The organism is Stenotrophomonas sp. 3(2025) (assembly GCF_052665395.1).
On sequence record NZ_JBQOIF010000019.1, the window covers coordinates 53,668 to 68,878 of the forward strand.

A 15,211-nucleotide genomic window follows, 5' to 3' on the forward strand; every position below is an offset into this window, starting at 1 on the left:
ATCCCCGCCGTTTCTGTTTGTGACGTATCAGATGCCGTAGCGAACCTGCCGCGTCGCCACGCGATGCCGCTACCGGGGCTTCGGCGCGAACTGCAGCCGGGTCCACACCCCGTAGTGATCGGAGGCCCAGCGGCCGCCGTCATCAGGCTGGTCGAACAGGATCTTCGCTTCGCGCGCGACCATCTCGTCCTGCTGGAAGAAGATGTGGTCGATCCGCGACGGTGCCTGGTAGTAATGGCGGTTGAGCGTGCTCACACCCGCCAGGTCGGTGTTGACGTGCACGCTGCCGTAGCTGTCGCCGTAGTGGCTGCGCAGTTCGCTCAGGTCGCCGGCATCGACCAGGGCGTTGAAGTCGCCGGCAATCACCACCGGTGCCCCCGCAGAACTGCCGGCGATGAAACGCAGCAGGTCTTCGACCTGGCTGCGGCGGATGCGCTGGCCGGCGTCGTCACTGCGCTCGTTGAGATGGGTGGCATAGACATTGACCGGCCTGCCCTCCACGTCGATGCGCAGATGGGCCACGGTGCGGTAGTCATCCAGCGGCAGCAGCAGGTGCTCGCCATGCGCCAGGATCGGGCGCCGGGTCAGCAGCGCATTGCCATAACGCTTGGGTGCACCCACCGGATCGGTGGACACGAATACGTACCGGTAGCCGAGCTGGCTGGCCAGCCACTGCGCCTGGTTGCGCACGTTGCGCTTCTGGATGACCTCCTGCAGCGCGATGGCATCGGGCTGCAGGCGCTTGAGCTCGGCCACGATCGTGCGACGACGGGTGGGCCAGTCCTCGCGGTCGTGGTGCAGGTTGAACGTGACCATGCTCATGCCGGGTTCGCCGACCGCCGTGGCCGGGTCAGGCGCGCTGGCCGACTCAGCGGCTGGCGCCAGCCCGGGCAGGGCCAGCGCGATCGCCAGCCCCAGCGCGCAGAAACCGCGACCGATTCCGAGCGGACCTCGCATGCTTACTTTTCCTTGCGTTCGGCGCGGCGCACCGCGCTGGGCACATCAATCTCGACGCGTGCCGGCAACTGGTGCACATGCAGCTCGTTGTTGACCCATTCCGCCGCCTCGCCGTTGACCGTCGCCTGGCCCGGCTCGCCTGCATACGGCCATGGCAGCACCACGCCACCGGCCGGCGGCACCAGCCCGGGCTGTACTTCCAGCACCAGCTGCTTGTCGCTGCGCTGCAGGCGATAGTTGAGCTGACCCTGCGGCGTGCGCAGGCCCTGCACGGCAATGCCCTCGCCCTGCAGCCACGCCACCGGGATACCGGCGGCCAGCACCAGCGCCTCATCCGCATCGCGGTTGTAGCCGAACATGTCCAGTGCCGAACGGACGAAGTCCGAGGCTACCCAGGCATGCGGCAGGTCACCCACGAAGAACGGCGTGCGCGGTGTGCGCGAGACGACCTCGGCCCACTGGTTCCAGGCCTGCGGCGCACGATCCTTGAAGAAGAACTCGGTGGCCTGCCAGGCACGATCACGCCATCCCAGGCGCACGAACGCGGCGACGTTGCGCCATTCGTACGGCGTGTAGTCCTTCCATTCGCGCTTGCCATCGCGGCGTGCGACGAATTCGCTCCAGTAACGCTGGAAAGTCGCGTCCAGCGCCTGCTGCGGCAACCGCCCCTGCTCGCCGCCGGGCGCCAACGCAATCGTGGTGGAGGTGGCGTCGAAGTCACCCAGCTCGGCCGAGCCCGGCAGGTAATCAATGCGATGCTGCTGCATGGCCGCCAGCAGCGAGGCCTGCAGGTCATCACGGAACTGATCGCGCGACTCGCTGATCTGCATCGCCTCGACCTTGCCCAGCTGCGCCGCCAGTTGCGCTGCGTCCTTGTAACCACGCAGCGCCCAGAAGTTGTCCCAGTACGAATGCATCGGCTTGGCCGAATAGCCCTCGTGGCTGATCGAGGCCGGCATCATCCCGTAGAAGGCAGGATTGCGCGCGCGGTTCTCCTCGGTACGCTCGCTGCCGCGCAGTTGTTCCATGTAGCTGTAGGCGCCCAGCACATGCGGCCACATCTGCTCGAGGAAGGCCGTGTCGCCGGTATAGCGGCCGTACTCGGCGATGTTGTAGATCAGTTCGCCGTGGCTGTCGTTCTCCGGCACCGGGTCGCTGCCACGCGCATCGACGCAGCACGGCACCTTGCCGTTTTCAAACTGATAGGGCGCATACCAGGTCACGTAGTCACGCACGGCATCGCTGCGCCCCATCCGCAGCAGGCCTTCGGAAATCATCGCGCCATCGCGGATCCAGCTGCGTGCATAGGAGCGTGTACCGGGCTGCAGGCGCGGGCCGACCCGCGAGATCAGCATGTGCGCCACCGCGGTGCGAAGGGTCTCCACCAGCGGTTGGCCGGCAGCGGGCACCTGCAGGGTCACCACGCCCAGCTTGTCGCGCCACATCGCCGCGACCTGCTGCTGTGCCTTGGCCACGTCCAGCGCCTGTGGCGCCCAGCTGCCGGTCTGCGGCAGCACGATCGCCACCTCGCGGCTCTGCCCGGGTTCGAGCTTGATCGTGTACAGCAGTGCGCCGGACGCCATGCCGGTCGGGTCCTTCACCGCAGTGGTGCCGGGCAGCTTGCCGCTGGCCAGGTGCATCGCATCCAGCTTGCCGTCGAAGCTGCTGGCAAAGCGCGCATCCGGTACCTGCAGGGGATACAGCCGCGGTTCGCCATTGATGCGCACCAGCTGCTCGCCCACGTCCAGGCTGTCGATGCGGCTGAAGCCGCCCACGGTGTTGAGGAACTGGGTGGGTGGATTGACCTGCCACGGGCGGATCGCCAGCGCCAGGGTGTATTCGTGCGCGACCTTGTCCGGATTGCTCAAGCGGTAGCGCCCGATCAGCTGGGCGCGTTCGGGCGTGCCCTGCACGAAGCTGGTCACCGACAGGCCGGCCTTCTCGTGCACCCAGTCGACCGTGGCGATCGGCAGGTAGCGATCCTGCAGCGACTGGCTGATGGCAACGTTCGACCAGTCAAGCAGCTTGCCGTCGAGGCGGATGAACGGCTCGATGCTGAAGCTGCCCTTGGCCGGCTCCAGTGCGCCGTCCTCGCTGATCAACGCCTGTTCCTGGCCACCGTCCAGGCCAAGCAGCGTCCAGTACGGCTGCTCGCCAACGTAGGCGCGCGGCAACGCGCCACGCGGCAGGTCGGCCGCCACCGAGGACAGGAAGGCATTGGGCGTCGCGGCGAACGCCAGCGGCTTCAGGGTGATGTCACGGATGCCGTAGCGCCAGTTCGGCCCGCCCTGCAGGTCGAAACGCACGTAGCGCGCATCGGTGTCGGGCAGTGCCAGCCAGTCGCGGCCTCCGGCACCTGCGGTCACTTCGCGCACGGTACGCCAGTCACGGCCATCCTCGGAGGTCCGCACGGTGTAGCGATTGGCTTCCAGGTCGGGCAGCCAGTCGATCACAGCGCCGCCGATCTCGCGGTTCTTGTGCAGGTCCAGGCTGATGGTCTGCTGCTTGACCCCGCCACTGATCCAGAATGTGTCGGACTTGCCGTCGATCATCCGGTCCTGCAGTGCGGTGGCGGTATCGGCGATCACCGAGGGCCGCAGCGCCGAATCATCCTGCGCGGGCAGGCCCTGCAGGGTCAGCTTGTCGAAGCACACCGTACCGCGGCCGCCGACCTTGCTGTAGATCGTGAATTCCATCGACGCACTGCGCGCCATGTCCTTCTCTGGCGATGGCCCCCAGGCCTTGTCGATCTGCCGGCGGCGGTACTCCACCGGCGTCCACGCCTTGGGGAAGGCGTAGCCTGGACGGTTGACCCACCACACGTTGTCACCGCTGGCGTCGATCAGCTTGAACTGCAGGTCGTTGGCAGGCGAATCACCGCGCAGCTGGAAGCCGAAACGATAGTTGGCCGGGTACTCGATGTTCAGTGGACGACGGATGCCGACGTAACCGGAGACCTCGTGGAAGTCGTAATCCAGGCACAGCGCGCGGCCACCGCCGGCACCACTGACCGGCCGCAGCGAGCCGCTGACCTGGTCGGACAACACCAGCTTCCAGGCGCTGATGTCGTCGAAATCATCCAGCACCTTCGGCGCGGGCAGCGCCGGTGGTGCGGCGATCGCCAGGGAAGACCACAACAGGCCCAGTCCAACGGCGATCGCACGCATCATCCCTTCACACTCCCCAGCAACAATCCTTGGATGTAATACCGCTGCAGCACCAGGAACAGCGCCAGCACCGGAACCACGGTGACCACTGCGCCGGCCATCATCATTTCCACGTCCATGATGTGTTCGCGCGAGAGGGTGGCCAGGGCCACCGGCAAAGTGTAGTGCTCCTGGTCGGTCAGCACGATCAAGGGCCACATGAAATCGTTCCAGGCGCCCATGAAGGTGAAGATCGCCAGCGTCACCAGCACCGGCTTGAGCATCGGCAGCACGATCTGGAAGAAGATGCGCAGCTCCCCTGCCCCGTCGATGCGCGCCGCTTCCAGCAGCTCATCGGGGATGGAGCGGGCGTACTGGCGCACCAGGAAGATGCCGAACACGCTGGCCAGCGCCGGCACGATCACGCCGCCGAAACTGTTTACCAGGCCCAGCTGCTTCATCAGCAGGAACAGCGGCAGCATCGCCACCTGTGCCGGGATCACCAGCGCCGCCATCAGCACCTGGAACAGGCGCTCACGGCCGGCGAACTGCAGCTTGGCGAAAGCGTAGCCGGCCATCGTGTTGAGCAGCAGCGAACCGAGGGTGATCGCCAGCGACACCAGCAGGCTGTTGGCGAAGTTGCCACCCATGCCGGTGCGCGCGAACAGCTCGGTGTAATTGTGCGTGGTGATGCTGGACGGCAGCAGCGGCGGCGGGAAATGGGTGGCCTCGCCCTGCGGCATGAACGACACCGACAGCATCCACAGCAACGGTGCCAGGCTGACCAGGGCCAGCACCAGCAACGCGCCATTGATCATCCACGGGTGCCAGCGTGACTGGCCGATTTCACGACTCATACCAACTGCCTCCTGCGGCCAAAGCGCAGCATCACGGTGGTCACCGCCAGGATGATCAGGAACAGCAGGAACGCCACAGCCGAGGCGCGTCCCAGGTTCCACCACTTGAAGCCTTCCTCGAACATGAAATACAGCACGCTGACGGTGCTCTGCAGTGGGTCGCCGCGGGTCATCACATAGGGTTCGGCGAACAGCTGGAAGTAACCGGATACGGTGATCACCCCGACCACCAGCAGCACCGGGCCGAGCATCGGCAGGGTGATGTGCAGGAACTGCTTCCAGCGCGAGGCACCGTCGATGCGCGCGGCCTCGTACAGGTCATGCGGGATCGCCTGCAGGCCAGCCAGGAAGATCACCATGTTGTAGCCGAAGTTCTTCCACACCGCGAACAGCATGATGGTCGGCATCGCCCAGTTGGGATCGCCCAGCCAGTCGATCGGGCTGATGCCCAGATGGCCCAGGCCGTAGTTCACCAGGCCATAGCTGGTGTGGAACAGGTAGCGCCAGATCACCGCCACCGCCACCAGCGTGGTCACCACCGGGGCGAACAGCGCGGTGCGGAACAGCGCCTTGAAGCGCGCGGCCGGGGCATTGAGCAGCATCGCCGCGCCCAGCGATACGCCGATCGACAACGGCACGCCGATCACCACGAAATAGGTGGTGTTCCACAGCGACTTCCAGAACATCGGGGTCTGCAGCAGGTCGACGTAGTTGCCAAGACCCACGAAGCGCAGGTTGCTGCTGTCGGCCAGCGCATACAGGTCGAAGTCGGTCACGCTCAGCGCCAGCGCCGAGGCTACCGGCAGGCCGAAGAACACGCCGAGTACGATCAGCGAGGGGCCGGCGAAGATCCAGCCGGCAAGCGAAGTACGTTTCATTGCGGGCTCCCGGCCGCGACTGCACTGGTCGAACCCGAGGGGGGTGCGCTGCGCTGCAGGCGTTGTTGTTCATGCATCCAGCGACGCTTGGCCAGCACCTTGTCCACGCGCTGGTCCAGTTCGGCCACGGCCTTGTCCTGCGGCAGGCCGCCACGCACCACCTGTTCGGTGACGATGCGCATTTCCTGCACGATGCGCTCCCATTCGAGCACCTTCGGGGTCGGCTTGACCCGCTCCAGCTGGTCACGAAAGGCCGCGGCAAGCGGATCGTTGGCCAGCGACGGTGCATTCCAGGTGCTGCGACGCGGCGGCAGGTCGCCGATGATCGCGTGGAAGCGCGCCTGGATTGCCGGCCGCGACAGGAATTCGATCAGCTTCCAGGACGCTTCCTTCTGCTGCGACTTGCGGAAGATCACCAGGCTGGTACCTCCGGCGATGCCCGCGCCCGGACCGTCCGGACCCGGCAGCGCGGCCGTGCCCCACTGCCCTTCCAGTTCCTTCGGCTGCAGCTTCTTGAACTCGCGGATGTTCCAGGGGCCGGAAATGTAGAACACGTTGAAGCCGCGGAAGAATTCATCCCAGACGTTGGAGATCTGCGTCTCGGACATCTTCGGCGCCCAGCCCTGCTCGAACATGTTGGCGTAGAACCCCAGCGTGCGGCGGAAGCCGGGGCTGGAGAAGTTGCCACGGGTGTCGTCGTCGCGCAGCAGCGGATCGGGCTGCTGCAGGGCCAGCGACAGCTGCTGCTCGAACTCGTTGATCGGCATCAGCACCGCATAGCGGTTCGGGCCCTGCATGCGCTTGATCGCGGCCATCTGCTCGTCCCATTCGGCCCAGGTGCGCGGCGGATGGTCGAAGCCGGCCTTGGCCAGCAGGTCCTTGCGGTAATAGATCAGTCGGGTATCGACGTACCACGGCACCCCGACCAGCTCGTCGTGGATCACGTTGGTATCCCAGATGCCCTGGAAGTAGTCCTTCGGATCGACAACGGTGGAATGCTGCACGAACGGCTGCAGCGGGGTCAGCGCGTTGAGCTCGGCGAACTCGGGCACCCAGGTGTTGCCCAGCTGGCACACGTCGGGCAGGCCGTCGGCGGCAAAGGCGGTCAGCAGCTTCTCATGCGCGGCGGTCCAGGGGATGTTCTGCACATCGACCTTGATGCCGGGATTTTCCGCTTCGAATTCGTGGATCAGCTCGCTGACCACTTCGGCCTCGCGGCCCATCGCCCAGAAGCGCACGGTAGTGGTGCCCTGCTCGGTGCGAGTGCAGCCTGCCATGACCAGCGCGGCCAGTGCAGGCAACGCCCAGCGTCGCAGACGGTGTTTCCAGTCGTGCACCTTGTTACTTCCCCTGGCCGGTGTTGCGGTTGGCATTGTTTTTCTGTTCCTGCGCGGCGGCCGCACGTGATTCGGCAATACCGACCGCACGTGCTGCGGCGGCCTTCTCATCCTTCTGCAGCTCCAGCGGCTGGAAGGAGCCTTCCGGCGCCAGCCAGCCTCCACTGAAGCCCGCCCGTTCCAGGCCCTTGCGGATGTACGGGTTCTTCTTCATCACGTCCCAGACGAAGTCGTTGCGGTAGTTGGCGATCATGGTCAGGATCGGGCCCTGGTCGATGGCGATGTAATCGCTGGCGACCCAGCCGCGATCGGGCACCACCCGCCCGGTCTTGATCGGGATGTCGTAGTTGAAGCTGGGATTGAACGAATCGAGGAAGCCATAGCTGGAGTAGATGTAGTCGCCGTAGCGCTTGTGCATCTCCAGCGTGGCCGGAATCACTTCCTCCGGCGCGAACACGACCGACGAGATCGCGGCGGTCGGCGCGATCGTACCGTCATCGAAGTTCTCGCGCAGGCCCGCACCGCGCGAGGAGTAATGGCGGAACTGGCGCTGCTCGCCCCGGTAGTCCTGGGTGGTGTTCTGCGGACCATCACTGGCGGTCAGGCCCCACACGTTCTCGCCATATTCCTTCCAGTTCATCGGATTGGCGATGGCGTACTCACGCTGGGCCAACGCCGCCGAACGGCTGTTGAGGAAGTAGGTGCTGCCACGCTCGCGCATGTACGCATCCTGGATGTCGCGGAAGTCGATCCAGACATGGCTGTACTGGTGGCCGAACAGCGGACCGAAGGACAGGTATTCCTGGCCCTGGTAGACGCCCCAGTCGTTGTCGTAGGTGCGCGTCCACACCGTCCACGCATCCGGGCTGACCGGGTGGCTGGGCGAGCCCAGGGCGAGGATGTAGACCATCATCGCCTCGTTGTAGCCCATCCAGTCATGGTCGATGAAGCCGTTCTCGGGGAACCAGCCCATCGAGATCAGCGGCGCACGCTGCTGCAGCCACGGCCAGTCGACCTGCTTGTACAGTGTGTCGGCGATCTGCCGGATTTCCTTCTCGCGCGGATCGTCGCCGTCGTAGTACGACTGCGCGAACAGCACGCCCATCATCAGCAGCGCGGTATCCACCGAGGACAGTTCCACCCAGCTGTCGTAGCGGCGCCCTTCCTGCATGTCCAGGAAGTGGTAATAGAAACCCTTGTAACCGGCCTTGCCGGTGCGCTGCGGGCCCATCGGCACATCGCGGAAGAACTTCAGGGTGGTCAGGGTGCGGTCGATCGCCTGGTTGCGGCTGATCCAGCCGTTCTCGATGCCGATCGGGTAGGCGGTCAGCGCGAAGCCAACCGAAGCGATGCTGGCGAACGGCCGCGACGGATAGCGGTCCGGGGTCAGGCCGTTGATCTCGTTGGTGGTATCCCAGAAGAACTGGAAGGTGCGGCGCTCGATGTCATCAAACAGCGGCGGCAGCTCCGGCTTCATCGGCCGCGGCGGTGCGTCGGCCTCGATCAGGATCACCGGCGGGCGCGGCTTGGCAGGCTCCTGCTGGGCCGGTTTGCAGGCGGCGATGGCCAGGGTCATCGCAGCGGCGGTCATCAGGTGGCGTGCCTGCATGGCGCGGTTCCTCCGGTGGGCTGATCGATGAAAGAGCATAACGTCCAATGACCTGAAATCGTTTACAAAGTGCGGTCTTAAAAAACCACGGAAACGTGGTTGATGACACCGCAGTCATTGCCCACGCCATTGCCCCCTGCCCGGCAATGGCGTGGGCAATGGACCGGCCCGGAGGCCGGCCATTGCCGTTGCAACCGGAGCCATCGGCGAACCGATGGCTCCGTGATGCATCAACTTCCCGCGATCAGAAGCGGAAGCCCACTTCGGCCTTGACCTGGCGCGGAGTACCGATGATGTCGCCGGTCTCGTTGTAGCTGGCCTGCAGCTTGCCGTTGGTCTTGACGTAGTTGTAGGTGGAGAAGTTGTCGAAGTTGAACACGTTGATGATGTCGATACGCGCGTACAGCTCGGTATCGCCCGCCAGCTTGAACGTCTTCGTCGCCTGCAGGTCGACCGAACGGTAGCCGAAGATCTTGCCACCCACCAGGAACTTGCCATTGGCGTTGGGCACGGCCGCCTGCGGCGTCGGCAGGTTGTAGCCACTGGCCTGCGGCACCGGGTACCAGTCATTGACGGCGGTCGGGGTGGCCAGGGTGATCTTGCCACCGAAGGTGATGCCCCAGAAGCCCGCGTACGAACCGGTGACCACCAGGCGGTGGCGCGGGGCGCCGTTGGAACGGATGGTCGGGTAATCCTCGATCAGGCCGCGGTCGAAGGCGTACTTCTCGTTGATGTCGCGGTTGTGGCGCGCGGTCGTCCAGGTGTAGGCGATCGAAGTGCCCCAGCCGCTTTCCTGGGTGAACGGCTTCTGCGCCGACAGCAGGATCTGGGTCGCACGGGTCTTGATGCCCTGCTGGCCGATGATCAGGCTGCCGAAGCCCGGCACGTTGCAGCTCCAGGCCTGGCTCAGGCCCGGCTCGGTGCCACCGCACAGGCGCGGGTCATCGAAGAACTGGCCGGTCGGGTAACGGTTGCCCAGGGTGAAGGCGAAGCCGTCGTAGCTGAGCGTACGGGCGATGGTGGCGTCGGTCAGCCAGTCACCGATCTGGTTGCTCATGCCCAGGCTGAACTGATCCGAGTACGGAGCCTTCAGCTTGTTGTTCAGCAGATCCACTTCCAGGCCGGCATTGCTGGTCGCACCGACCAGGCTCTGCAGGTTGCCGATGCCGTTGAGCAGGTTCGGGTTCCAGTCATAGCAGGCGGCCTGGCCGTTGATGCAGGTGCCGGTGGCCGGGTTGCGGAAGTAGATGGTCGGCTGCGGCAGGGCCAGCTTGGTGGTTTCCAGCTGCAGGTTGTCGAACAGGTCGCGGTCGTACGAACGGCCGGCACCACCGTGGATCACGTGCTGCTCGTCGGCGTTGATGTCATACGAGAAGCCCAGGCGCGGCTGCCAGGCATCCTTGAATGCCTTGCGGTTGTGGCCGTTGCTGATGTAGTCGCTGATGTCCAGGCCACCCAGCGCCAGCGAATCGGCGTAGGTCTGGCCGGCGGCAGCACGCGGATCCTGCGAATAGATCGCGTCGACCACGGCCTGCGGGGTGACGAAGTCCAGGTAGGACGGGGTCTTTTCGTAGTCCCAGCGCAGGCCGAGGTTGATCTGCAGGTGGTCGTTGACCTGCCAGTCGTCCTGGATGAACACGCCGTACTGCTTGGACTTCGAACGCACTTCACCGGACACGCCGTCCACGCCGGTCACCGGCTTGACGAACTGCGCCTTGTACGGAATGGAATCGGGGAAGTCCGGATCGCCCAGGCTGTAGGTGAAGGTCGGGTTGATCTGCGCCGCATCGGAGGCGTACAGGTCGATCGCCTTGTACTTCACGCCCATCTTGATGGTGTGGTCGCCGGCCCACTGGATGCCATCCAGGGTCAGGTTGTCTTCGATCGACCAGCCCTTCTGGCCCTTCACCTGCGAATCCAGTGCCGATGCGCCACCGATCTTCACCACGGTGCGGTCTTCGGTGCCGTCCGGTGCGGTGTAGGTGATGCCGTTGGCCAGGGTCAGCGGGGTCGGGTTGTTGAACGAATCTTCATGGGTGACCATCATTTCGTTGTAGTAACGCTCGCCGCTGTGGTTCCAGCGCAGGGCGTAACGACGGTCGGTGTTGACCACTTCGCGACCGGCTTCCGGCGAAGTCTGGCCACTGAACTGCGACTGGGTTTCGTCGCGGTCCTGGAAGGTCAGCTCGATGCGATCGTTGTCGGTCGGCTCGAAGTCGATCTTGCCGAAGATCAGATCCTGCTGGAACGGCTGGCTGGCCGGGCCCAGGCCGGCAGCGCCCTGGGCCGGCAGCAGACCGGCAGCACCGGTGACCGCGCCGTCCGGCGCGATGGTGACCGGCAGGTCGAAGCGCTTGGCTTCGTAGGTCACGAAGAAGTGCGCCTTGTCCTGGATGATCGGGCCGCCCAGGGCGAAGCCGTATTCCTTCTCGGCCGAGACCATCTTGTCCTTGCCGCCCTGGCGTTCTGCCGGGGTCTTGGCGCGCATGTCCTCATCGGTGTAGCGGTAGAACGCCTCACCCTTGAATTCATTGGTGCCGGACTTGGTGGCAGCGGTCACTGCGGCGCTCGACACCTGGCCGTACTCGGCCTTGTAGTTGCCGCTGATGACCTTGTATTCGCCGATGGCCAGCTGCGGGAACGGGTTGCCGGCGCTACCGGACTGGCCGGCCACGCCGCCGCCCTTGACGTAGCTCTTCTGGCCCACGCCGTCGATGTAGACGTTGGTGCCGTCGGAGTTGGTGGCACCGCCGCGCAGCGAGGTGTTGCCCTTGGCATCACGGGTGAAGATCAGGCCCGGCACCGCGTCGGCGAACTCCAGGAAGTTGCGCGACACCTGCGGGGTGGTCTGGATCTGCTGCAGGCTGACGGTCTTGCCGACTTCGGAGGTACGCACTTCCTGCAGCAGGGTCGGTGCGACGACGTTGACGGTGTCCAGGTTGGTGGCGGCGGTCGAACCGGTACCACCGGCAGCCGCCTCGCTGAAGTTCAGCGTCGCGGTCGAGGCGACGGTGACGGTGACCTTCTGCGTCTGGCCGTTGGCGACCACGTTGTAGGTGCCCGGGTCCAGGCCCATCAGCGAGTAGCTGCCGTCGGCGCGCACGGTGCCGCGACGGACGGTACCGGTGGCGACGTTGGTGGCGGTGACTTCGGCACCGGCCTGGACGCCGGACACCTGGCCACGCAGGCTGGCGTTGGCCGACTGCGCCATGACGTTCGGGGCGGCGGCCAGCATCAGGCAGCTGACCAGGGCGGTGCTCAGCAGCCGGCGCGCCGGCATGCGGATAGTGGAATGCATCATCAACTCAATCTCCGGGTGGCGGTGACCGCTTGCGCGGCACCTGCGATCAATCAAAAAAGAAGGAACGCCTCTGGCTTCAATGGCCGGATGGCGGAGTGGTGGAATCGCGAACAATCAGGCGCGGGACCAGGGTCTGCTTGTCCCCTGCCCCTTCCGTGGAGGTGCCGTCCATCAACTGCAACAAACGCGACATCGCCCGATCGCCCAGTTCGGCAATGCTGACCTGCATGGTGGTCAGCGACGGGTGAACGAAACGCGCAAGCGGAATGTCATCGAAGCCGGCCAGGGCGACATCGGTCGGGACATGGACACCTGCCTGCGCGAAGGCATACAGGCAACCCAGGGCCATCATGTCGTTGGCGGCGAATACGGCATCGGGCAGCGTGCCGGCTGCCAGCAACTCCTGACCGGCGCGATGGCCGGAAGCTTCGTCGAAATCACCGGGCAGCTCGATGCCTTCGGCGCCGCTGCCAAATGCCGCCAGCGCGTCACGGAAGCCGCGCAGGCGCTCGCGCGCGTCGAAGTTGAGGTCCGGGCCAGAAATGAATGCAATGCGGCGATGGCCAGCATCGAGCAGGTGGCGGGTCATCGCCATCGCCCCTGCATGGTCATCGATGCTCAACACCGGATGGTCCTGCCCAGGCAGGTAGGTGTTGATGAGTACCGTCGGCAATGCCTGCGGCAGGTTGTCGGTCAGGAACCCGGGGCTCTCGGCATAGGGCGAGAGCACCAGCAGACCGTCGACCCGGCCGCGCATGGCACGCAGGGCTGCCCCCTGCTGCTCCTGGTCGCCGTGATAGCTCGACACCAGCAGGTGCTGGCGCCGGCTGCGAGCGACGTTGTCGATGCCACGCATCAACTCGGAGAAGAATTCGCCGTACAGGTCCGGAAGCACCACACCCACCGTATTGGTGCGGCGGCTGCTCAGGCTGCGGGCGGCGGCGTGCGGGGTGTAACGCAGCCGTGCGGCCACCTCCAGCACAAGCTGGCGGACCGGTTCGGCGACATTTTCATGCCCGTTGAGCGCGCGCGAAACGGTGGCCACAGAGACCTTGGCTTCACGGGCGACGTCTTTGATTGTTATGGCTGCCTTGTTCACGAAGCCGCCCTCCACGGCTTGGACCTACCAGCATTGGCGCGGAATGTAAGCGTTTCCATCTGCGCTTGTAAACAGTCCGTTAGACGAATGTCCCCAAACGGACACGGAAACCTGTCCCTGGCAGGCCCATCAACGGACCTGCCAGGACAGCGCGGGACAAGGCCTCAGCCCTGTTCTGACGGGGTATGCGCGCGGATGGACAACGCGTGGATGTCGGTTTCCATCAACGTGCCCAAGGCCGCGTAGACCGCGCGATGGCGCGCCAGCGGGGCCATTCCCGCGAAGCGCTCACTGACCACGTGCACGTTGAAATGGCCGCGACCATCGCGCGCTCCGGCATGGCCTGCATGGCGATGGCTGTCGTCTTCGATCTCAAGCACGCTGGGGGCCAGCGCGTGCTGCAGCGCGTCACGAATCTGCTCGATCCGTTCCGCGTTCACGGCAGCACCTTGCGGAACGGTCGCACCTGCACCCGCACATAGACGCCTGCGGCAACATAGGGATCGGCATCGGCCCAGGCCTGGGCCTGCTGCAACGAGTCGAAGCCGGCAATCACCACCGAGCCGCTGAACCCTGCCGGGCCCGGGTCTTCGCTGTCGATCGCCGGACACGGCCCGGCCAGAAGCAGGCGGCCTTCATCGCGCAACGCGGTCAACCGTGCCAGGTGCTCGGGCCGCGCCTGCAGCCGCTGGGCCAGTACATCCTGGCCGTCATATCCTTCAATCACATACCACACCGGCATTTCCTCGCTTGCGTTGCTGGTGAAGCAATTCTAGCCAATCCAGCCCCGCGCCCGGCCTCGGCTGGACACTGGCGCGGCAAAGGCTTACCCTAGAGGCCATTGCACGTGGCTGGATGCAGCAGCCCGTCGGTTTTTGCGGCCAACGCAGCCCCCGACGACCGACCCGCTGCTTCGAACCGGTCCACCCGACCGGGTCACGTAGACGACCTCCCCGTAGTCCTGTCGCTGCCGTGTCCTGCGGAGCGCCCTGTTGTTTGATGTGTGGAACCGCGCCGAGACAGGCGCGCCTGGTGTCCTGGCGGTCCGTGGCAGTTGCCCGGTGTGTCAGCTACCGCGACTGGTCCGTTGCAATCCTGATCTCCATTAGATGACTTCCGAACTCGCGCTCGACGCGAACACGCCAACCCGGCCGCCCGCCCCCCAGCAGCAGGAAATGCCGCTGGCCGTGGTGCATGGGCAACCGGTCCTGCAGATTCCGCAGGACCTGTACATCCCGCCGGATGCGCTGGAAGTCATCCTGGATGCCTTTGAAGGACCGCTGGACCTGCTGCTGTACCTGATCCGCCGGCAGAACCTGGACGTACTGGACATTCCCGTGGCCGAAATCACCCGGCAGTACGTGGAATACATCACCGTGATGCGCGAGCTGCGTTTCGAGCTTGCCGCCGAGTACCTGGTGATGGCGGCGATCCTGGCGGAAGTGAAGTCGCGCATGCTGCTGCCCCGCCCCCCCAGCGTGGAGGGCGAGGAGGCCGATCCGCGTGCGGAGCTGGTACGACGGCTGCAGGAGTACGAACGCTTCAAGCAGGCCGCCGAGGATATCGACGCCCTGCCCCGGCAGGACCGTGACACCACCGTGGCACATGCCTTCATGCCCGAGCGCGCCGCAGTGAAGCTGCCGCCGCCGGTGGACCTGAAGGAAATGCTGATGGCGCTGCACGACGTGCTCAAGCGCGCCGAGCTGTTCAGCGGCCACGCCATCAAGCGCGAGGCGCTGAGTGTCCGGCAGCGCATGGGTGAAGTGCTGGGGCGGCTTGAAGACGGCAGGTTCTATCGTTTTGAAAACCTGTTCACCGCCGAAGAAGGCAAGCTGGGCGTGCTGGTCACGTTCCTGGCCGTGTTGGAACTGGCCAAGGAACAGCTGCTGGACCTGGTGCAGGAAGAACCGTTGGCGCCGATCTACGTGAAGTCCCTGGCCGCCGGCAATACCAATGCCCCGCTGCAGTTCAGCAGCGAGTTCGACGACAACGACGCCGCCAATGAAAACGAGTGAGCGCTGACTGCC

General features: G+C 65.2%; 11 protein-coding genes. 1 reads left to right on the forward strand and 10 read right to left on the reverse strand.

Annotated features, from left to right (window positions below):
• Positions 1-69: 69 nt before the first annotated feature.
• The 10 genes from ACUXVE_RS14665 to ACUXVE_RS14710 form a co-directional block, all read right to left on the reverse strand.
• Positions 70-957, reverse strand: a complete 888-nt coding sequence (locus ACUXVE_RS14665; protein WP_445514676.1) for an endonuclease/exonuclease/phosphatase family protein — start codon at positions 955-957, stop codon at positions 70-72.
• 2 nt (positions 958-959) lie between these two features.
• Positions 960-4,127, reverse strand: coding sequence for a discoidin domain-containing protein (locus tag ACUXVE_RS14670; RefSeq protein WP_445514677.1), 3,168 nt, complete (start codon positions 4,125-4,127; stop codon positions 960-962).
• Complete coding sequence (locus tag ACUXVE_RS14675) at positions 4,124-4,960, reverse strand: carbohydrate ABC transporter permease (RefSeq protein ID WP_025876515.1); 837 nt, start codon at positions 4,958-4,960, stop codon at positions 4,124-4,126. The genes ACUXVE_RS14670 and ACUXVE_RS14675 overlap by 4 nt, the downstream gene beginning before the upstream one ends.
• A complete protein-coding gene (locus tag ACUXVE_RS14680; RefSeq protein WP_222388794.1) occupies positions 4,957-5,838 on the reverse strand; it encodes a carbohydrate ABC transporter permease in 882 nt (293 codons plus the stop codon). Before ACUXVE_RS14680 ends, ACUXVE_RS14675 begins: the two co-directional genes overlap by 4 nt.
• Positions 5,835-7,115: a sugar ABC transporter substrate-binding protein gene (locus ACUXVE_RS14685; protein ID WP_445514686.1), complete on the reverse strand. Its 1,281-nt coding sequence runs from the start codon at positions 7,113-7,115 to the stop codon at positions 5,835-5,837. Before ACUXVE_RS14685 ends, ACUXVE_RS14680 begins: the two co-directional genes overlap by 4 nt.
• A 64-nt stretch (positions 7,116-7,179) precedes the next feature.
• A complete protein-coding gene (locus ACUXVE_RS14690) occupies positions 7,180-8,784 on the reverse strand; it encodes a glucoamylase family protein (RefSeq protein WP_093821237.1) in 1,605 nt (534 codons plus the stop codon).
• A gap of 244 nt (positions 8,785-9,028) precedes the next feature.
• Positions 9,029-12,085, reverse strand: coding sequence for a TonB-dependent receptor (locus tag ACUXVE_RS14695; RefSeq protein ID WP_093821235.1), 3,057 nt, complete (start codon positions 12,083-12,085; stop codon positions 9,029-9,031).
• Positions 12,086-12,161: 76 nt separating this feature from the next.
• Positions 12,162-13,184 carry a LacI family DNA-binding transcriptional regulator gene (locus ACUXVE_RS14700; protein WP_025876505.1) on the reverse strand — a complete coding sequence of 341 codons (1,023 nt, stop codon included), beginning with the start codon at positions 13,182-13,184 and terminating at the stop codon, positions 12,162-12,164.
• Between the two features lie 164 nt (positions 13,185-13,348).
• A complete protein-coding gene (locus ACUXVE_RS14705) occupies positions 13,349-13,624 on the reverse strand; it encodes a BolA family protein (protein WP_025876502.1) in 276 nt (91 codons plus the stop codon).
• The gene (locus ACUXVE_RS14710) at positions 13,621-13,920 is read right to left on the reverse strand and encodes a YciI family protein (RefSeq protein WP_025876500.1); all 300 of its coding nucleotides are present in this window, start codon (positions 13,918-13,920) and stop codon (positions 13,621-13,623) included. The genes ACUXVE_RS14705 and ACUXVE_RS14710 overlap by 4 nt, the downstream gene beginning before the upstream one ends.
• A 373-nt stretch (positions 13,921-14,293) precedes the next feature.
• Here ACUXVE_RS14710 and ACUXVE_RS14715 point away from each other — a divergent pair, with 373 nt between their 5' ends.
• The gene (locus tag ACUXVE_RS14715; RefSeq protein WP_093821231.1) at positions 14,294-15,199 is read left to right on the forward strand and encodes a segregation and condensation protein A; all 906 of its coding nucleotides are present in this window, start codon (positions 14,294-14,296) and stop codon (positions 15,197-15,199) included.
• Positions 15,200-15,211 lie beyond the last annotated feature (12 nt).